Source organism: Thermaerobacillus caldiproteolyticus (assembly GCF_013761245.1).
Taxonomy (GTDB): domain Bacteria; phylum Bacillota; class Bacilli; order Bacillales; family Anoxybacillaceae; genus Thermaerobacillus; species Thermaerobacillus caldiproteolyticus.
In genome coordinates, this window is record NZ_JACDUT010000015.1 from 19,075 (window position 1) to 37,487 (window position 18,413).

Sequence of the window (18,413 nt, forward strand, 5' to 3'; positions counted from 1 at the left end):
AACCTACTCGCCAATGAATTAATATCCTTTCCTAATATCAACTCGGTTATGAAGCGGTTTGTTCATTTCGATATTTTGTAAAGTCTCCAAAAAACATCTCACTGCTTCCTCTGGAGACGTCAAAGCGGATATATGTGGCGTGATAATGACATTCGGGTGCTGCCACAACGGTGATTCCAACGGCAAAGGCTCTTTAGTGAATACATCTAAAATGGCGAGACGAAGATGACGGCTCTCTAATGCATTCAATAACGCGACTTCATCGACAGTGTCCCCTCTTCCGACATTGATAAAACCTGCATTTTTGACATAGGAGAAAATCTCCTCACTAAACAGCCGATATGTTTGCTGTGTGAGCGGAAGCGTACTGATCACCCAATCTGCTTTTGGAAGTACTTCTTTCGCTCGTCCAACAGGAACAACATCTGTAAAATGCGGCTTCGCTCGACCGCTTAACGAAATACCAATCGATTGTGCACCAAAAAAGCGCAAATGCTTTGCTAATTCTTGCCCAATCATTCCTGTGCCATATATCACTATGCGTTGTTCCTGTAAGGGCTTTGGTGCAAGCGGTTTCCATTGCTGCTGTGACTGATACCAGCCGTAAACATCATGACATTGCAAATCGCGCAATATATAACTTAGACAATATTCACTAATTTGCCGACCAAATGAGCCTATCGTCCGAGTCAAAAGAACATCTTCTTTCCACTCCCGGTTAAATAAAAAGGAATCGACACCCGCTCCTAATGAATGCACCCATCGGATATTGCCAAATTCAAAATAAGCAGTTGGCCGAAATCCGACATATACATCTGCCCAAAAAAAATCATCGCGGCAAACCTCATCTTCTTCGACAAAGAGAAAATTCTTGTTCATCTGTTTTCCTTGTAACATCCGTGCCATGTCTTGATACAACCGCCCAGTCACTAAAATGTTTTCAAGTTGCACATTCCCGCCTCCTCTCTACTATTTTCAAAGAAAAAAGGGATGTCCCAAAATGGAGAAATCCCTCATCATGCCATTGTTTCTTCCTTACTTTCCGCCTTTTTATTCGTGATATATCCAGCCGCTAAAACGAAAATCGTTAATCCGGCACTAATTGCATACGTCAAAGGGCCGTGTGGAATATGGAGAAATTTTGTAAATCCTTCATCTTCCATCATCATTTTTCCACCTGTCCACGCAAGAATTCCAGAACCAACATAAGTGATCCATGCGTATCTTTCCATCACTTTCATAATCGCTTTTGAACCAAAAACCATAATCGGAATGCTGACAGCCACACCAAAAGCAATCATGCCGATGTGACCTTCCGACGCTCCGGCTACAGCGACGACATTATCCAAACTCATAACAGCATCAGCCAAAATAATCGTCCCAATCGCTTTCAAAAGACGATCAGATGATTGAATATTCGCCTCTTCTTCGTGTTCGACGAGGACTTTGTACGCAATCCAAAGCAATAAAAGCCCGCCAAGCAAATGCACAAACGGAATATTTAGTAGAAATACAATAATCGCCGCAAATAAAATTCGTAACAGAACCGCGCCGCCTGTTCCCCAAAAAATCGCTTTATTTTGCTGGTGATTTGGCAATCTCCTTGTCGCCATAGCAATGACAATTGCATTATCTCCGGACAAAACAATATCAATGGCTATAATCTTTAATAATGCTATCAATGCATCTAAGGAAATCGCCAAACCTAGCGTATAAAGATTCATTCTTACTCTCCTTCTCCGCCAATTGCTGATATTTTTATTTCTGTCTTATAAAATCATATTTATCTTAACTTATAATGATATACATCAGCAACCTAGAGATTTATCCAATTCTATCTTCCATTAGTGCAAACTTCAAACTTTCTTTCGCTGTCTCTATCATTTGGGTATCCCCTAAATCATGACTGTATAAAAGCAATACAATAGAACTATAGACCGCTCGAAACTGGGCGAGCTTTGTTGTTTCATCATCAGCATAACCATAAAAAAACAACGCTCGATTTTCTGGGGCAAAAAGCTATAAACGATAACCAAATCAACAGCAGGATGACCAATATGAACATTGCCCCAATCTATAACTTCGGATAAAATTCCCTCGTCATTCACTAGTAAATTGCGACCCTAAACGAATACTTTCCTATTTTTTATAGTTAATATGACGTAGAGAAGATACGTATGACGTAGAGAAGATACGTATCTGTCTAAAACGGAATAATCATTCCATAGCCCCATAATTTTATCTGTTCAATATGCGCTTCAAGTTGTTGTTTTCTTTTTGCTATATCTAAGCGACGATACAATAAGTTATAAGACAACAAAAGCTCCTTCGCATTTTGAAATACTCGTAAAAATTCCGCTAGTGGCTCTATTAGATTTTAATCGTGTTTGATTCGTTCATATTCCCGATGTCTGGGTATCCCGCAAACAGCCAAGAATATACATGGCTTGGCTTTCCGATGAAGATAGGCTCGGGAATTTCAGCTGGTAGGTACGGCACTAATTGTGGAAGAACACGATTTTCCGTTTTGAGCAAATCAACAGCAATAGCACGGTGAGAAAAACGAAGCACATAGGGGTCATTCACGACAAAAACCGTATTATCAGATCCTTTCCCTTAACTCCTTCAAATGAATAACTTCAAACTCTGGAAAACTGCTCGTTAATTAACTGACGCGCTACCTGTTGCGAAACAACGTGTTCAGACAACCAAGGTTCCCCCAGAAAAAACTCCCCTTCTTCTTTAGCTGCACTACACTAGTAGGTGCTTTCTTTCTCCTTTTTTCAAAGACATTCATCCGTCTTCACAAAATCATAAAACAGTAGTAGAATTTATGTAATCCTATAAGAAAGGTAGGAATAAAAATGAAACAAACCAATCGCTCTATTCCTCGTCCACTTGTAAGAGCCAATCAATGGTTTATTGTAATAAGTGTTATTGCAACATGGCTGTCGGGACAAGAATGGTTGCTTGCTTTGCCGTTAGGTGCCGGATTGCTTGGACTGTTCTTTGGATTTAATCCCATTATGCACTTGGCAAAATTCTTTTTAAAGAAGCATCCTTCTGAGTATGTCCCAGAAGATGCCGAGCAGCAGCAATTCAATCAAATTATCGCTGTTGTATGTCTTTCGGTTGGATTGATTAGTTACTTAGCTCATTGGATGGTCGTCGCATATATCTTCACAGCGATGGTAGCGTTAGCGGCATTTGTCGCCATCCTCGGGTTTTGTATCGGATGTTTTATTCGCTATCAATGGCAACAATACCGCTATAAAAAAGCTTCGGATCATTGATAGCATACAAAAAATAGGGACTGACCTAATAAAGTGGCAGACCCCATAACTTAATACGCGTTTAGTTCGTTAAATACTGTGGGTCAGACACTTATGAGTCAGCCCCTCTCTACATATCTTTATTAAACCCATCCCGCTTTTTTCTTTCCCTTTAAAAACTGCATGATTACCCATGCGGCTGTGCGGCTTGTCACATCGCGAAAATCGATTGTCGGGTCAATTTCGACAATATCCATCGCTTTCACAATCTCGTATTCCCCCAATAAGGCTACCGCATCTAATAGGGAAGCACTGTCCATTCCTCCTGGACCAATCGCTGGACAACCTGGTGCATACGCTTGATCAAGAACGTCCATATCAACCGAAATATAAATGGCATCCACTTCTCTTTCAAGCTGTTGAACGCTTTCCTCAATAATCTCTTTTATATCTCGATTTCGAACATCTTTCATCGTATAGATAGAAACACCGTGTCTTTTTCCATATTCCGTATAAGTTTTACTATTCGCAAAATCGCGAATGCCGATTTGAATAAGATGGCTCCCTTTGATCGTACCGGATTCGATTAAACTTCGAAACGGAGTTCCATTCGTCGGCCCCCCGTCATCCAAATTGCGCAAATCATGGTGGGCGTCAAATTGAATGACGCCGACCTTCCTCCAGTGTTTCTGAAATCCACTCACAGCAGGAAAGCTGATGGAGTGATCACCGCCAAGGATGATGAATAACACATCTGGATGAACGGCAACAAGTTGTTCAATTGTTTCAGCGATGCGCTTCTGCGACTCAACAATATCCGTTGGATGCATCACAATATCACCATAGTCGGTAATCACCGAATCTGACAAATCAATATCTTCTTCAATGGAATAAGTGCTGTAGGAAGAGAGCATTTTACGAATCGCGCCGGGAGCAAAAGCTGCCCCTGAGTGACTGATAGACGATTTTGACAGAGGGGCACCGATAATACCGATTCTCCCTGCTTGGTTTCCGTCCCATGTATGCAACATTTCACTCGCTTTTTTTACATAGCGGTCTTGAAACACCGCTTTTCCTGATTCTTTAAGAAACCGAAATGGTTGCATCGCTTCGGCCCCTTTCTACTACCACTTTCCCCGCTTTTAATACAGTGTTGACATGGTTCACGCCATAATGATACGGAATGTAAGCATAATTCGGCACATCCCAAATCACAATATCTGCTTTTCTGCCGATGACGATTCGTCCAGCTTCTTCTCCGCGATTGATCGCATAAGCAGCATTGACAGTCACTGCATGCCAAATTTCCTCCGGTATCATCTTTAACTTCAATGCTGCAAGCGACATAATAAACTGTAAGTTTTCTGTAGGCGAACTGCCCGGATTAAAATCAGTTGACAGCGCCACAGCAGCACCTGCTTCAATCATTTCCCGCGCTCTAGCATACTTTTCTTTTCCTAAATAAAATGAAGTGCCCGGAAGCAGCACGGCAATCGTATCCGAACCGGCAAGTCGCGCGATGCCGTCATCTGATGCACCAACAAGATGATCACTGCTGACCGCTCCTAATTCAACTGCCAATTCCGTTCCGCCAAGCGGTTCAATTTCATCGGCATGAATCTTCACATCAAATCCTTTCGATTTGGCCGCTTGTAAAAAAGAGCGGGACTGCTCTACCGTAAACACACCTGTTTCACAAAAAATATCGACGAACTCGGCTAACTTTTCTTTTTGAATCGTATCAAGCAACCGCAACATCTTTTCAAGAAAATCGTCCGGATTGTTTTTATACTCCGGCGGAATCGCATGCGCGCCAAGAAATGTCGAAATAAGATCAACCGGATGTCCGTTTTGCAGACGCTTTACTACCCGCAGCTGCTTTAGTTCGGTATCCTCATCCAAGCCATATCCGCTTTTTGCCTCGACCGTTGTAACTCCGTACGACAACATTCGATCAAGATGAAACTTCGCTTTTGTGAAAAGCTCTTCCTCGCTTGCTTTTCTTGTCGCTTGCACCGTTGATAAAATACCGCCGCCTCTTTTTAAAATCTCTAAATAGGGGACACCTTGCTGTTTTAATGTTAATTCATGCTCTCTGGAACCAGCAAAAACAAGGTGGGTATGCGGATCAACAAGTCCTGGTGTGACAAGCTTTCCATTCGCATCGATTACGATATTGGCATGAAAACTTTTTGCTTCTTCGCTTTTGCCGATAAACGCGATTTTTCCATCGTTGATGCCTACTGCCGCATGTTCTAGAAGAAGGAGAGCTTTCATTTGTTCCCCTTTGGCTGGGCCATCTCCTTCCATCGTTAGAAGCTGACCGATATTGACAATAAGCGTATCGAAATGTCTGGTCACGAACTTTTCCCCCTTAACATCGGGACTGTAATATTCATTTCTTTCGCTACCTCAATGGCGCGCTCATAGCCAGCATCTGCGTGGCGAATAATTCCCATGCCAGGGTCTGTCGTTAACACCCGCTCTAAGCGTTCTTTCGCTAAATCGGTACCATCAGCCACAATAACCATACCTGCATGTAACGAATAGCCCATCCCTACGCCGCCACCATGATGAAACGAAATCCAGGAACCTCCAGCCGCTGTATTAATAAGAGCATTCAATACAGCCCAATCCCCAACAGCGTCACTTCCATCTTTCATCGCTTCCGTTTCGCGGTTTGGCGAGGCAACTGAACCGCAATCTAAATGATCGCGACCGATGACGATCGGCGCTTTGAGCTCTCCTTTGCGCACTAGTTCATTCATCGCAAGCCCCATTTTTACGCGCTCACCGTAACCGAGCCAACAAATTCGCGCAGGAAGCCCTTGGAACGCTACTTTCTTTTGTGCCATCTCAATCCAGCGAATGAGCGCTTTGTTTTCCGGAAACAGCTCCTTAATCAATTCGTCTGTCCGGTAAATATCCTCAGGATCTCCCGATAACGCTGCCCAACGGAACGGTCCTTTTCCTTCACAGAAAAGCGGGCGGATATACGCGGGAACGAATCCAGGAAACGCGAATGCATTTTCGACGCCTTCATCTTTTGCGACTTGGCGAATATTATTGCCATAGTCGAACACAATCGCACCGCGCTTTTGAAACTCAAGCATCGCTTCCACATGTTTTGCCATGCTTTGTTTCGCACGACGCATATATTCATTTGGATCCTTTCTTCGTAAATCTGCCGCTTCTTCCAGCGACATTCCTGCTGGAATATAGCCATTGAGTGGATCGTGAGCCGATGTTTGGTCGGTAACAATATCGATTTTCACTCCACGTTTTAATAACTCATGATGAACCTCTGCGGCATTGCCGACAAGTCCGATGGACAGAGGTTTTCCTTTTTCTTTTGCTTCATATGCCCAAAGAAGTGCTTCATCTAACGAATCGGTCATGCAATCGCAATATTTCGTATTTAACCGCTTTTGAATGCGGCTTGGATCGACTTCAACAGCAATGACTACCCCTTCATTCATAGTAACCGCAAGCGGTTGCGCACCGCCCATCCCGCCTAATCCAGCCGTGAGCGTTAATGTTCCTTTCAATGTTCCACCAAAATGTTGTTCCGCCACAGTCGCAAACGTTTCATACGTTCCTTGTAAAATGCCTTGTGTACCGATGTAAATCCAACTACCCGCGGTCATCTGGCCGTACATGATTAATCCCTTTTTATCTAACTCATGGAAATGCTCCCAAGACGCCCATTTAGGTACAAGGACAGAGTTAGAAAGAAGCACTCGTGGGGCGCGCTCATGGGTTTTAAACACGCCGACCGGTTTCCCTGATTGAATCAGAAGAGTTTCATCTTTTTCAAGTTCTCTTAGGGCTTTTACAATTGCATCAAACGCTTCCCAATTTCTCGCTGCTTTTCCTATTCCTCCATATACAATGAGATCTTCCGGTTTTTCCGCTACTTCTGGATCTAAATTGTTATACAGCATGCGGAGAACAGCTTCCTGCTCCCAGCCTTTACATTCTAATTCGAGCCCCTTTTTTGCTTTAATATTGCGTGAAGTTGTTTGGCTCATCATCATTTTTCCTCCTTTTTGTTAGTGCTGATTAGTAGTTGTCATTTTTTTCACAAACGCGGGCCAATCAAGCGTTTTCAACCATCGCGCCGCAGCTTCAATGTCGTTGGAAAAGACGCGATCTTTTGTGATGGATGGTACAACCTTTCGTGCGGCTTCATAAAACATTCGCGTTTTTGTCCCCATCTTCTCAACGCCGCGATACTCCACGGCTTGCATCGCACAAATGAGTTCAATCGCGAGCACCCGTCTTGTATTTTGCAAAATCGCGTAAGCGTGACGGGACGCGATCGTTCCCATGCTCACATGGTCTTCTTGATTCGCTGAAGACGGAATGGAGTCGACGCTTGCTGGATGAGCGAGCGTTTTATTTTCCGACACAAGTGAAGCGGCTGCATACTGCATGATCATTGCCCCCGACTGCAGTCCAGGAGCCGGGCTCAAAAACGGCGGCAAATCGTTCAGTTGAGGATTCACAAGCCGTTCAATCCTACGCTCGGAAATGTTCGCTAGTTCACTAATGGCAATTTTCATAAAATCCATCGCCAGCGCAATTGGCTGTCCGTGAAAATTGCCTCCAGAAATCACTTTCGCCTCGTTTTCAAAAATAAGCGGATTGTCCGTTGCCGCATTCATTTCGATTTCCAACTTCTCTTTCACATAGTCAAGTGCTTGCCATGACGCTCCATGTACTTGCGGAATACAGCGAAGAGAGTAGGCATCTTGTACGCGCAATTCTCCTTGTCTTGTCGTCAGTTGGCTGTCTGCTAGATAATCGCGGATTCTTGCCGCCACTTCGATTTGCTGGTTATAGCCACGTGCCAAATGAACACGCTCATCAAACGCGTCAATAATTCCGCGTAATCCTTCGAACGTTAGTGCAGCAATCGCTTCGCTTTCATATGCTAACTGTTCTGCTTCCAAATAACCGACAATACCCATCGCTGTCATCGCTTGTGTTCCATTGATCAGCGCCAATCCTTCTTTCGCCTTTAACGTAAGCGGAGCGATTCCCTCTTTGGCTAGAGCTTCGATCGCCGGTAGCCGACGTCCGCGGTAAAACACTTCCCCTTCCCCCAAAAGCACAAGAGTCAAGTGGGAAAGCGGAGCGAGATCACCGCTTGCTCCAAGTGATCCTTGCTGCGGAATGACCGGATGAATTTTCGCATTCAGCAAATCTAATAACCGTTCAATGACGACTGGACGAACGCCCGAATATCCTTTTAAAAGCGCATTCGCGCGCAGAAGCAGCATCGCACGAGATACCACTTCTGGAAACGGCTCCCCCACACCGCACGCGTGCGAATGAATTAAATTCCATTGCAATTCTTCTACATCGTCCGCATGAATTAACACATCGCTAAACTTTCCAAATCCTGTGTTGATGCCATAAACAATTTTTTGATTCTCAACGATTTCTTCGACTGCTCCTCTGCTTCTTTCAACCACCTCCATACTTTCTTTCGAGGCAATAACAAGTTCGTCTCGGTACAATACCTGTTTCACTTCTTCCAACGTTAATGTATGACCTGTTAACACGACCATGATCTGCACATCCTCTCTCGCATTAGAGAAATAAAGAAGGAGGCTGTATCCGCAACATGTTTTGTTTGCGATACACAGCCTCCTACTGAACTAAAAACTATAGGCTTTACATATGGTTAATTCCTAATCCAATCGTCTCATGCTCTAATCCACGAATCGGCGCGCCAATCGTACCGTACAAGGCAACAGCGATCCATTCCCCTTCTTCATCGTTTTCATACGGTTTTCCTCTCACAACGGCGAAACGAAGACCGACCGTTCTCATTAAATCTCCTAACTCCACTTGTCCTCTCGTTACGCCTTGCACCGCTTCAATGATCGCGTGATATAATGCATGCATTTCCCGATATAGCTCACTGTTCACCACATTGTTTCGTTTTGCGGCTGTTTCAATGGAAGAAACAATCTTTTGCAGTTCCATCGAGCCAACTTTTCCTTTGCAGTAGCGCCATTCTAGCGCATCTAAATGGGTAGTGATTTCTGCTTCTTCCTCTTCTTCCAACATAGCGAGCAATACCGCATTTCGTCCAATTCTTCCTTTTGCTTGCTTAAGCATGACATCCGCACCTATTTTTGTAATTTTCAAAATAAACTATTAGCTTATTGTTATTGTATGGTTTGACTTTTTTATTGTCAACATTTTTTGCCATATTTTAGAAAATTAATATGGTGATTTGGTAATAAACTAAAGCAGCAATTAGCTATGTTGTTTGCATACGCAAGAATAATACTGCTTTTTCTTGACAACATAATGGTATAAGAGAAGGAAGGAGAAATTGAGAATGTTACCGACTTTCATCCGAGCAAGTCTTATCATTTTGTCTTGGTCTACCGTTTTCTTTTTACCAAAAAACTCTTTAAAGAGATTTCTTCCCGTGTCCTTCTTTACGTCATTATTGGTAGTATTGATGAGCATGTTGTCGATTCCATATAAATGGTGGACAGTGCAAGGAAGCATGAAACGAAAAATTACGAATGATTTAAGCTTTATTTTTGGTCCTTTTTTCGTAGGAACCATATGGATTTTTCATTTTACGTACGGTAAGTTTTGTTTATACCTTATAACCAATGCAATGATGGATTACACATTCGCCTATCCTTTAACAGCTCTCTTTCAACGACTCAAAGTATATAAATTAGTCAACTTTAAACCTATCCATGTTTTTCTTTCCTTTCTTTCGTATGCCGTTATTATTTATGGGTACCAATCATTCCTGCAAAAATCGCAAAGCAATCGTTTTATAACCGAGAGATAAGTCTCTCGGCTTTTTTAATATAATACCTGCAACAAAAGCAATTACTTCTACCTCTCATAAAAATTTTGCTTTGAATGCTCATTTACTATTTACATATTTTTGAAATAATGATATCATAATGATATAAAATTGATGTTAAGGTGGGGGTTACTATGAAAGAAACAAAAGCGTGGTATATCAACGGTTTTGTTGGGATTATCTTCATTGCAGCTTTATTAGGAGGGGCAATACTGAGCATTCTCCATGAAGCAATCGGTATCGCTGCTTTCTCTATTGTATTGGCCATGATATTAGCAAGTGGCATCTCGATCGTTCAGCCTAATCAAGCAAAAGTCGTAACATTTTTTGGCCGTTATTTAGGCAGCATTCGTGATAGCGGATTATTTCTTACAATTCCATTAACAATTCGCCAAACCGTTTCTCTCCGTGTTCGCAACTTTAACAGCAGCACGCTAAAAGTCAATGATGTCGAAGGAAATCCGATCGAAATCGCTGCGGTCATCGTATTCAAGGTCATCGACTCGGCAAAAGCCATTTTCGATGTAGAAAATTATGAAAAGTTTGTCGAAATTCAAAGTGAAACAGCCATTCGTCATGTCGCTACGAAATATCCTTATGATACATTTGAAAATCATGAGATTACATTAAGAGGAAATGCCGATGTGATTTCTGAAGTATTAGCGAAAGAATTACAAGAACGGCTGACTGTTGCCGGTGTGGAAGTGGTGGAAGCTCGTCTCAGCCATCTTGCGTATTCCCCTGAAATCGCAGGTGCCATGCTACAGCGACAACAAGCGGCAGCGATTTTGGCGGCACGGAAAAAAATTGTGGAAGGAGCCGTTTTCATGGCACAAATGGCGATTGAGCAGCTTGACAAGGAAGGAATCTTGGAGTTAGATGATGAAAGAAAAGCGAATATGGTCAATAACTTATTGGTCGCGATCGTTTCTGAACGCGCTACCCAACCGGTCATTAATACCGGAAGTTTATATTAATGGTTGTGGAGTGATATGGCAAAAAAGAAAAGCTTCCCATTACGAATTGACCCTGAACTATACGAAATCATTGAACGTTGGGCACAAGAAGAGTTTCGCAGCGTAAACGCTCATATCGAATTTTTGTTGCGTGATGCCGCGCGGCGTGAAGGACGCTTGAAGAAAGACAAAAAGAAAACAGATGAATAAGAAGTTAAGGCCCCTGCTCTGTTGTAAAGAGCGGGGGTTTTTATGTGTGAGGATATGAAGTGTTAGCGAGGTAGCAAAAATTTCAAAATCATATCATAGCAAGTATTCTTATAAAACTCATGAAGCTGGTCCTCGTCACGCATTAACCACTGAATGAGACAACCATCGATGATTGATCGAATCATTTTTGCAGCTGTATCCACATCAATGTCCGATGAAAATGTTCCTTCTTTTTGTCCAAGCGCAACAATGTCGCGTCCTATTTTCCAACAGTTTTCATAAAACTTGAGATTAATTTGTCGATATTGTGGATTTCGGCTAGCTTGAGCCATAAAGTCAAGATACACTTTGTAAAACTTCTTATTCTTTTCCGGATCGATAAAAACCGAATGGATGTATGCCTGTAATTTTTCTACCGCTGCTGTTTGCTGACTAACCTCCTTATACTCATGCTGATAAATGCGATCCGTCACCCATTCTAACAAGCTTAAAAACACATCTTCCTTATTTTCAAAATAATAATTCGTAACCCCTTTGCTTACACCTGCATAATCAGCAATATCCTGTAATGTAACCGTTTCGTATCCTTTATCTGAAACCGCCTGAAAAGCAGCCCTTAAAATTTGTTCTCGCCTTTCTTCTGCTTTTTTCTTCATAAAGACACCCCTCGAACTTCAATCATAACGCTATTATACATGAATTTGTGACGACAAAAATATTTTGACCGGTCAGAATAATTTTGTTATCGTTATAGGCAAGAATATGAAAAATCGAAGAGGGGGATGTCAAGTGAACCAATTCAAAGCGTTAGTGGTGAACAAAACGGAGACAGATTTTACAGTGAATGTCCAAACCGTCTCCATGAATGATCTTCCAGAAGGAGATGTCGTCATTAAAGTTGTTTATTCTAGTGTCAACTATAAAGATGGACTAGCGTGCATTCCGAACGGAAAAATTGTGAAATCATATCCGTTTATCCCGGGTATCGATCTAGCTGGCATTGTCACTTCTTCTAATGACCCGCGCTTTAAAGAAGGAGACGAAGTCATTGCAACGAGCTATGAAATCGGCGTGTCGCATTACGGAGGCTACAGCGAATATGCCCGTATTCCCGGAGATTGGATTGTCCCTCTTCCAAAAGGGCTGACACTCAAAGAAGCAATGGCTTTAGGAACGGCAGGGTTTACAGCGGCATTGTCTATCCACCGCTTAGAAGAAAACGGCTTATCTCCTGAAAAAGGAAAAGTACTCGTTACAGGAGCTACTGGCGGGGTCGGAAGTATCGCTGTTTCCATGTTAGCAAAGCGAAACTATCATGTTGTCGCAAGCACAGGCAAAGAAACAGAACATGAATATTTACGCGAGCTCGGTGCAAAAGAAATCATCTCTCGTGAAGAAGTTTGTCTAGAACAGATCCGTCCGTTAGATAAGCAATATTGGGCAGCAGCCGTTGACCCTGTTGGCGGAAGAACCCTTGCCTCTATCCTTAGTAGAATCCAATATAACGGCTCCGTAGCTGTCAGCGGGCTAACAGGGGGCACAGACGTTCCAACAACCGTCTTCCCATTTATCCTTCGCGGAGTCAACTTACTTGGCATCGATTCAGTCTATTGCCCAATGGAATTACGAAAACAAATTTGGGAACGCATGGCCACTGATTTAAAACCTGATAAATTACTAGAATCTATTGCACAAGAAATCACTCTTGAACAACTTCCTAATGCATTATCGAATATTCTAAAAGGCAAACTACGCGGCAGAACGGTTGTAAAGCTATCATAAATACAGTGGAAAAATTTATAAAATCAGGGGGCTGATTATCCGTGCCCCCCTCTTTTCATTTAGAAATAGAAGCTATTTAACGTCCTAAACGCAATAGCGCATTGATATTATGTTTTACTAATTACTCTGCAATTTTGTCCCCCCTTTCCGATAACCAATCGTCTCCCCTTTCAACAAAAGGAAATCTTTCATTCGATTTTTCCCACTTCTTTTTCCCCTTCATTTTTTCCGTGAACAAAAAATCTTTCACCTCTGAAACAAACTACGAATACTTTGACAAAATGCTTCACATCTTCTACCGCCACAAAGCGGCTGTTCAGCACCAACTTTCCTTCTTTTTAACTATAGACGTGTTGCCGTCTTGAAAACCATCCGAAGCTCATGACACCAGCGTTGTCATTTGAATTTTGCCATGCATAAATCCATAAAAGTTCACAAACGAACAGAAAAAAATCAATCGCAGTACATATACACGCAAACCGCTTAATACAATGAAATAGCGAAGCAGGAGGGAAAAAAATGGATGATATTTACCGTGTCCTCAAGGTTATTAGCGAATCAAATACGAAAAGCGTTTTGGCCACCATCATTCACGTTGAGGGCTCCGCCTATCGCAAAGAAGGGGCTTGCATGTTGTTTCAGGATGATGGAACGCAAATTGGATTGCTAAGCGGCGGATGTCTTGAGGAAGATTTGGCAATTAAAGCGCAGGAAGTATTGCGGGAAGGATGTGCGAAAACGTTTGTTTTCGATATGAAACATGAAGATGACCTTTCATGGGGACAAGGAACAGGATGTAACGGAATCATCCACGTCCTCTTGGAACCGATTAACGAAAAGTTTCGAGAATATTTGCTTACATTAAAGGACCGCTTAGATCGAAGAGAGCGCGTGCTGCTCGCGAGAAAATTAACCGCTCAGTCTGATGAAAAAAATCTTTTATTTTTAACAGAGAGCGGCTCGACATTTGGCGGCTGGAAAGAAGAAATACCGCAGAAGCTAAGAGATTTATTACATTCATCGATCCCTTTTAAAGCAATAAGCGGGATTCAAACCATTTCAGACATGCCCTTTTACATTCACCATTACTGGCCAAAACCGCGGCTTATTATTTTCGGAGCTAATCCAGACACAAAACCGCTCGTCTCCTTTGCTCATCAACTAGGGTTTCTCATCATCGTAACGGATTGGCGTCCTGCTTTATGTAATAGGGAGCATTTCCCTGACGCCGACCAATTGATGATCGGTTTTCCAGAAGAGATCGTCCCGAAACTCTCTCTGACTCCTTACGATTTTGTTGTTATTATGACGCACCATTTTCGGCGGGACCAAGAAATTCTTTCATTACTAATCAATAAAAAATTATATTATTTAGGAATTTTAGGTCCAAGAAGACGTACGGAACGCTTACTGGGTAATCAAGTAATTCCCCCGTTCCTTCATTCACCAATCGGATTGGCAATCAGCGCTCGTGGACCTGAAGAAATCGCAATTAGTGTGTTAGCCGAGATCATTCATACGCTACGAAACGGTTCAAAGGAAAGGACAGCCTTGTTATGACGAAACGGCGAATTATCGGTATTTATCTTGCTGCTGGAAAAAGCTCGCGAATGGGAACAAATAAACTTATGCTTCCGTTGAAAGAAGAGAGGCTTGGGAGCATGGCATTAAAAAAGGCTCTGCACTCCAATCTTTATCACGTCGTAATCGTTACACGAGAAGGTGACACTCTGGATTGGATTGCTCCCGAATTATTTGCACATCCTTTGCTTGAAAAGTGGAGCTCCGTTGCATGCCCGCGATCATCTTACGGGCAATCTTACTCTTTAAAGTGCGGCTTAAAGCAAGCATACCAACTACGCGCGGAAGCGGTAATCATACTGCTGGCTGATCAGCCGTTCATAACGGAACACATGATTAACCAATTAATTTTTTACTATGAATCTTGTCCTCTTCCTTATATCACCGTCACACATAACGGAATTCCGATGCCGCCCACTTTATTTTCTGCTGAAACATTTCCACTTTTGCTGCAACTAAAGGAAGATGAAGGAGCACGAAAACTCATTCGTAAACAGTGGAAAGAAAAAGGAATGAGGCTTGAATACGAAGACCCCCTTTATTTTTTGGATATTGATACAAAACAAGACTACTTTTTGGCCACCACTGAGTTGAAAAGAAAGCGAGGTACCAGCTCAATATGATTGGAAAAAGCGTCATTCGCAAAGAAGCGTGGGATAAAGTAACAGGCGCAGCGAAGTATACAAATGACTATGTTACCCCAGGAACCTTGCACGCTAGACTTGTTACAAGCCCTTATGCCCATGCGAACATTCAGGCGATCGACATCGAAAAAGCGCTCTCTGTTCCAGGGGTACGGGCGATTGTAACAGGAGAAGGGCTGCCGCTTACCGGAGAAGACTTGCTTGACCGTCCCCCAATTGCCTTTGAAAAAGTGCGTTATCATGGTGAGGTTGTTGCCGTTGTTGTGGCGGATACGCTTGTTCAAGCGGAAAAAGCTGCAAATCTTGTCCGAATTACTTATGAACCTCTTCCTGTTGTCGGCTCACCTCGTGAAGCGTTAAAAGAAGGAGCACCTCTAATCCATGAGCAACTAGGAAGTTATCAAAAAGGACGCGGGATTTATCCTGAACCCAACACAAATATTGCTCACCGCACGAAAATTCGCAAAGGCAATATGGAAAAAGGCTGGGCAGAAAGCGATGTCGTCGTGGAGGCAAGCTTTTCCTTTTCCCCATCAGACCATGCAGCGATGGAAACAAGATGCGCTACCGCTGAAATTCTCCCAGATGGATACATTATCATTTATGCTTCTTCCCAATCACCTTTTATGATAAAAAAGCTGATTAGCTCATACTTTGGCGAAGATGTCGGAAAAGTGATTGTCCACACTCCGCTCGTCGGCGGCGCTTATGGCGGGAAAACTCCTGTTCAATTAGAACTTCTAGCATACTTAGCATCAAAAGCCGTCGGTGGGAGAAAAGTGAGCGTCTGGAATACAAGAGAAGATGACATTATTACTTCGCCAGTTCATATTGGTTTGGAAGCTACCGTCAAACTTGGCTGTACGAATGACGGTTACTTAAAAGCAGCGGAAATTCTTTATTTATTTGATGGAGGCGCTTATTCTGATAAAGCGATTGATGTCAGCCGCGCTGGTGCTGTTGATTGCACAGGCCCTTATCATATTGAAAACGTCTGGTGCGATTCATTGTGTGTATATACCAATCATCCGTATGCATGCCCATTCCGAGGATTCGGTCATGGAGAGCTCTCATTTGCGATCGAACGAACGATGGATTTATTAGCAGAAAAGTTACAAATGGACCGTCTAGAATTGCGGATGAAAAATGCCATCTGCCCCGGCCACACGACACCGACACAAGTTCTTTTAAACAACAGCAACGTTGGCAATTTACCAAAATGCATCGAACGATTGCGCGAATTGATTCATTGGGACGATTGGCAGCGTATCGAAATCGATGCACGGACCGTTCGTGCCAAAGGAGTTAGTTGCATATGGAAAACGTCAACTGTTGATACAGACGCTAGTTCCGGAGCTATTTTAACATTTAACCCAAATGGGAGCATTAACCTTATCTCCGGTGTTGTCGAGATTGGCACTGGGACAAAAACGATTCTTGCACAAATACTTGCCGAAAAGATGAAAATGGATATAAAAGACATTCATGTGAAGATGGAAGTCGATACGCAAACAACCCCTGAACATTGGAAAACGGTAGCGAGCCGCGGCACATTTATGGCAGGAAGAGCCGTACTGAAAGCGGCAGACGATGCGATTCGTCAGCTAAAAGAAATTGCATCTATCGTATTGCGCGCGTCCGTTGAAGACTTAGAAGTCGGCTACGGAAAAGTTTTTTTACGGGACGACCCAGCCATTTATGTCAATATAAAAGACATCGCCTACGGTTACAAATATCCGAACGGAAACGCCATCGGCGGGCAAATCATCGGACGAGGCAATTACATTTTAAGACATTTAACGTATTTAGATAAAGAAACTGGCGCAGGAAAACCAGGACCGGAATGGACGGTCGGAGCGCAAGCCGTCGAAATCGAATTCGATAAACGAGATTACACGTATAAAATCATCAGAGCTGTTTCCGTCATTGATATTGGAAAAGTGCTCAATGAAAAAGCAGCCATCGGGCAAGTGATGGGGGCAATGAGCATGGGGCTTAGCTGGGCAAGCCGCGAAACGTTCCTCTTTGACCGATATGAAAGAGTGTTGAACCCGCAGCTACGAACATATCGACTGCTTCGCTTCGGAGAGCATCCAGAGTATATTGTCGAGTTTGTCGAGACACCGCAAATTGATGCTCCGTATGGAGCCCGCGGCGCCGGTGAGCACGGACTCATTGGAATGCCGTCTGCATTAGCGAACGCCTTATCAGTCGCTGCCGAAGTGCCCCTGAATGAACTCCCTCTTGTTCCTGAACTGATTTGGCGAAAAAAGAAGGGGGAACATCATGGTTCCATTTGATTTTACGTATCACCAGCCGTCATCGATTCACGAAGCCATTCAATTGTTTCAGACACTACAACAACAGGGAAAAAAACCGATGTATTATGCGGGAGGAACGGAAATCATTACGCTCTCACGACTCCATCTCGTCTTTACTGATGCGGTCATTGACATCAAACAAATCCCCGAATGTCAAGTTCTCGACATTCAACAACAGCAGCTTGTTCTTGGTGCCGGTGTATCGTTAACGACCATCGAAGAAGCCAACCCCTTTCCTCTATTAACGAAAACCGCAAGCGAAGTCGCTGACCGTACGGCACGCAACCAAATTACATTAGGTGGAAATATTTGCGGACAAATTTTTTATCGAGAGGCAGTATTGCCTTTATTGCTCGCTGACAGCGAAGTCGTCATTGCCGGAAAGGACGGGGTGCAACAACGTTCGATCCATCAAGTATTTCAACAGCACATGCAATTACAACCGGGCGAATTTCTCATTCAAGTGAAAACGGAACAGACATACTTATCTCTTCCATATGCCCACATAAAAAGGCGAAAACAAGGAGAAGTCGGGTATCCGCTTGTGACGGTGGCAGCATTAAAAAAAGATGGGCAACTCCGGGTGGCATTCAGCGGCGTCTGCCCATTTCCGTTCCGCTCCCAAGCGGTCGAAGAGCGCTTAAATCAGCAACTTCCGGTCAATACACGAATTGACGAAGCCCTTCAACACCTTCCCCGTCCAATTTTAGACGATATTGAAGGGTCAGCACAATATCGCCTCTTTGTGCTAAAACATACGCTCTTTGACATCATCACTGAACTGGAGGGAGAATAAA

17 protein-coding genes and 1 pseudogene are annotated in these 18,413 nt (G+C 43.2%); 8 read left to right on the forward strand and 10 right to left on the reverse strand.

Annotated elements, in window-relative coordinates:
- Positions 1-18: 18 nt before the first annotated feature.
- From HNR31_RS16625 to HNR31_RS16640, 4 genes and pseudogenes are all read right to left on the reverse strand, one after another.
- Positions 19-951, reverse strand: coding sequence for a D-2-hydroxyacid dehydrogenase (locus tag HNR31_RS16625; RefSeq protein ID WP_181557306.1), 933 nt, complete (start codon positions 949-951; stop codon positions 19-21).
- Positions 952-1,016: 65 nt separating this feature from the next.
- The gene (locus HNR31_RS16630; RefSeq protein ID WP_181557307.1) at positions 1,017-1,724 is read right to left on the reverse strand and encodes a TerC family protein; all 708 of its coding nucleotides are present in this window, start codon (positions 1,722-1,724) and stop codon (positions 1,017-1,019) included.
- A 171-nt stretch (positions 1,725-1,895) separates the two neighbouring features.
- A complete protein-coding gene (locus HNR31_RS19405) occupies positions 1,896-2,108 on the reverse strand; it encodes a hypothetical protein (RefSeq protein ID WP_181557308.1) in 213 nt (70 codons plus the stop codon).
- Between the two features lie 262 nt (positions 2,109-2,370).
- Positions 2,371-2,601, reverse strand: a pseudogene (locus HNR31_RS16640) (hypothetical protein); the annotation flags it as partial.
- Between the two features lie 263 nt (positions 2,602-2,864).
- Between HNR31_RS16640 and HNR31_RS16645 the strand changes: the two are divergent.
- The gene (locus HNR31_RS16645) at positions 2,865-3,293 is read left to right on the forward strand and encodes a DUF4395 domain-containing protein (protein ID WP_181557310.1); all 429 of its coding nucleotides are present in this window, start codon (positions 2,865-2,867) and stop codon (positions 3,291-3,293) included.
- A gap of 122 nt (positions 3,294-3,415) precedes the next feature.
- Here HNR31_RS16645 and hutG read toward each other — a convergent pair whose 3' ends face one another.
- The 5 genes from hutG to hutP form a co-directional block, all read right to left on the reverse strand.
- Entirely contained in the window at positions 3,416-4,378 is a 963-nt protein-coding gene (gene hutG / locus HNR31_RS16650; RefSeq protein WP_181557311.1) for a formimidoylglutamase, read from the reverse strand.
- Positions 4,356-5,582, reverse strand: coding sequence for an imidazolonepropionase (hutI, locus tag HNR31_RS16655; RefSeq protein WP_220129594.1), 1,227 nt, complete (start codon positions 5,580-5,582; stop codon positions 4,356-4,358). Before hutI ends, hutG begins: the two co-directional genes overlap by 23 nt.
- A 47-nt stretch (positions 5,583-5,629) precedes the next feature.
- Positions 5,630-7,303, reverse strand: a complete 1,674-nt coding sequence (gene hutU, locus HNR31_RS16660) for a urocanate hydratase (protein WP_181557355.1) — start codon at positions 7,301-7,303, stop codon at positions 5,630-5,632.
- A gap of 21 nt (positions 7,304-7,324) precedes the next feature.
- On the reverse strand, positions 7,325-8,848 hold the full coding sequence (hutH, locus tag HNR31_RS16665) for a histidine ammonia-lyase (RefSeq protein WP_181557313.1): 1,524 nt from the start codon (positions 8,846-8,848) through the stop codon (positions 7,325-7,327).
- A gap of 106 nt (positions 8,849-8,954) precedes the next feature.
- The gene (gene hutP, locus HNR31_RS16670; protein ID WP_181557314.1) at positions 8,955-9,404 is read right to left on the reverse strand and encodes a hut operon transcriptional regulator HutP; all 450 of its coding nucleotides are present in this window, start codon (positions 9,402-9,404) and stop codon (positions 8,955-8,957) included.
- 852 nt (positions 9,405-10,256) lie between these two features.
- On the opposite strand from hutP, the gene HNR31_RS16675 reads away from it, so the two are divergent.
- Both HNR31_RS16675 and HNR31_RS16680 read left to right on the forward strand, forming a co-directional pair.
- Positions 10,257-11,099, forward strand: coding sequence for an SPFH domain-containing protein (locus HNR31_RS16675; protein WP_181557315.1), 843 nt, complete (start codon positions 10,257-10,259; stop codon positions 11,097-11,099).
- A 15-nt stretch (positions 11,100-11,114) separates the two neighbouring features.
- Positions 11,115-11,288: a type II toxin-antitoxin system antitoxin gene (locus HNR31_RS16680; RefSeq protein ID WP_181557316.1), complete on the forward strand. Its 174-nt coding sequence runs from the start codon at positions 11,115-11,117 to the stop codon at positions 11,286-11,288.
- Positions 11,289-11,350: 62 nt separating this feature from the next.
- On the opposite strand, the gene HNR31_RS16685 is transcribed toward HNR31_RS16680, so the two are convergent.
- Positions 11,351-11,944: a TetR/AcrR family transcriptional regulator gene (locus HNR31_RS16685; protein ID WP_181557317.1), complete on the reverse strand. Its 594-nt coding sequence runs from the start codon at positions 11,942-11,944 to the stop codon at positions 11,351-11,353.
- Positions 11,945-12,050: 106 nt separating this feature from the next.
- On the opposite strand from HNR31_RS16685, the gene HNR31_RS16690 reads away from it, so the two are divergent.
- From HNR31_RS16690 to HNR31_RS16710, 5 genes are all read left to right on the forward strand, one after another.
- On the forward strand, positions 12,051-13,070 hold the full coding sequence (locus HNR31_RS16690) for an NADPH:quinone oxidoreductase family protein (protein WP_220129589.1): 1,020 nt from the start codon (positions 12,051-12,053) through the stop codon (positions 13,068-13,070).
- 519 nt (positions 13,071-13,589) lie between these two features.
- A complete protein-coding gene (locus tag HNR31_RS16695) occupies positions 13,590-14,630 on the forward strand; it encodes an XdhC family protein (protein ID WP_181557319.1) in 1,041 nt (346 codons plus the stop codon).
- Positions 14,627-15,274: an NTP transferase domain-containing protein gene (locus tag HNR31_RS16700; RefSeq protein ID WP_181557320.1), complete on the forward strand. Its 648-nt coding sequence runs from the start codon at positions 14,627-14,629 to the stop codon at positions 15,272-15,274. Before HNR31_RS16695 ends, HNR31_RS16700 begins: the two co-directional genes overlap by 4 nt.
- Positions 15,271-17,595 carry a xanthine dehydrogenase family protein molybdopterin-binding subunit gene (locus tag HNR31_RS16705; RefSeq protein ID WP_181557321.1) on the forward strand — a complete coding sequence of 775 codons (2,325 nt, stop codon included), beginning with the start codon at positions 15,271-15,273 and terminating at the stop codon, positions 17,593-17,595. Before HNR31_RS16700 ends, HNR31_RS16705 begins: the two co-directional genes overlap by 4 nt.
- Positions 17,582-18,412 (forward strand): FAD binding domain-containing protein, encoded by an 831-nt coding sequence (locus tag HNR31_RS16710; RefSeq protein WP_181557322.1) that lies wholly within the window; start codon positions 17,582-17,584, stop codon positions 18,410-18,412. Before HNR31_RS16705 ends, HNR31_RS16710 begins: the two co-directional genes overlap by 14 nt.
- Position 18,413 lies beyond the last annotated feature (1 nt).

What these genes read in the sequence shown, in the direction of transcription:
- HNR31_RS16630 (WP_181557307.1), bottom strand. Translation starts at nt 1,724, where the DNA reads ATGAATCTTTATACGCTAGGTTTGGCGATTTCCTTAGATGCATTGATA.
- HNR31_RS16645 (WP_181557310.1), top strand. Translation starts at nt 2,865, where the DNA reads ATGAAACAAACCAATCGCTCTATTCCTCGTCCACTTGTAAGAGCCAAT.
- hutG (WP_181557311.1), bottom strand. Translation starts at nt 4,378, where the DNA reads ATGCAACCATTTCGGTTTCTTAAAGAATCAGGAAAAGCGGTGTTTCAA.
- hutI (WP_220129594.1), bottom strand. Translation starts at nt 5,582, where the DNA reads ATGGAAGGAGATGGCCCAGCCAAAGGGGAACAAATGAAAGCTCTCCTT.
- hutU (WP_181557355.1), bottom strand. Translation starts at nt 7,303, where the DNA reads ATGAGCCAAACAACTTCACGCAATATTAAAGCAAAAAAGGGGCTCGAA.
- hutH (WP_181557313.1), bottom strand. Translation starts at nt 8,848, where the DNA reads ATGGTCGTGTTAACAGGTCATACATTAACGTTGGAAGAAGTGAAACAG.
- hutP (WP_181557314.1), bottom strand. Translation starts at nt 9,404, where the DNA reads ATGCTTAAGCAAGCAAAAGGAAGAATTGGACGAAATGCGGTATTGCTC.
- HNR31_RS16675 (WP_181557315.1), top strand. Translation starts at nt 10,257, where the DNA reads ATGAAAGAAACAAAAGCGTGGTATATCAACGGTTTTGTTGGGATTATC.
- HNR31_RS16680 (WP_181557316.1), top strand. Translation starts at nt 11,115, where the DNA reads ATGGCAAAAAAGAAAAGCTTCCCATTACGAATTGACCCTGAACTATAC.
- HNR31_RS16685 (WP_181557317.1), bottom strand. Translation starts at nt 11,944, where the DNA reads ATGAAGAAAAAAGCAGAAGAAAGGCGAGAACAAATTTTAAGGGCTGCT.
- HNR31_RS16690 (WP_220129589.1), top strand. Translation starts at nt 12,051, where the DNA reads ATGAAAAATCGAAGAGGGGGATGTCAAGTGAACCAATTCAAAGCGTTA.
- HNR31_RS16695 (WP_181557319.1), top strand. Translation starts at nt 13,590, where the DNA reads ATGGATGATATTTACCGTGTCCTCAAGGTTATTAGCGAATCAAATACG.
- HNR31_RS16700 (WP_181557320.1), top strand. Translation starts at nt 14,627, where the DNA reads ATGACGAAACGGCGAATTATCGGTATTTATCTTGCTGCTGGAAAAAGC.
- HNR31_RS16705 (WP_181557321.1), top strand. Translation starts at nt 15,271, where the DNA reads ATGATTGGAAAAAGCGTCATTCGCAAAGAAGCGTGGGATAAAGTAACA.
- HNR31_RS16710 (WP_181557322.1), top strand. Translation starts at nt 17,582, where the DNA reads ATGGTTCCATTTGATTTTACGTATCACCAGCCGTCATCGATTCACGAA.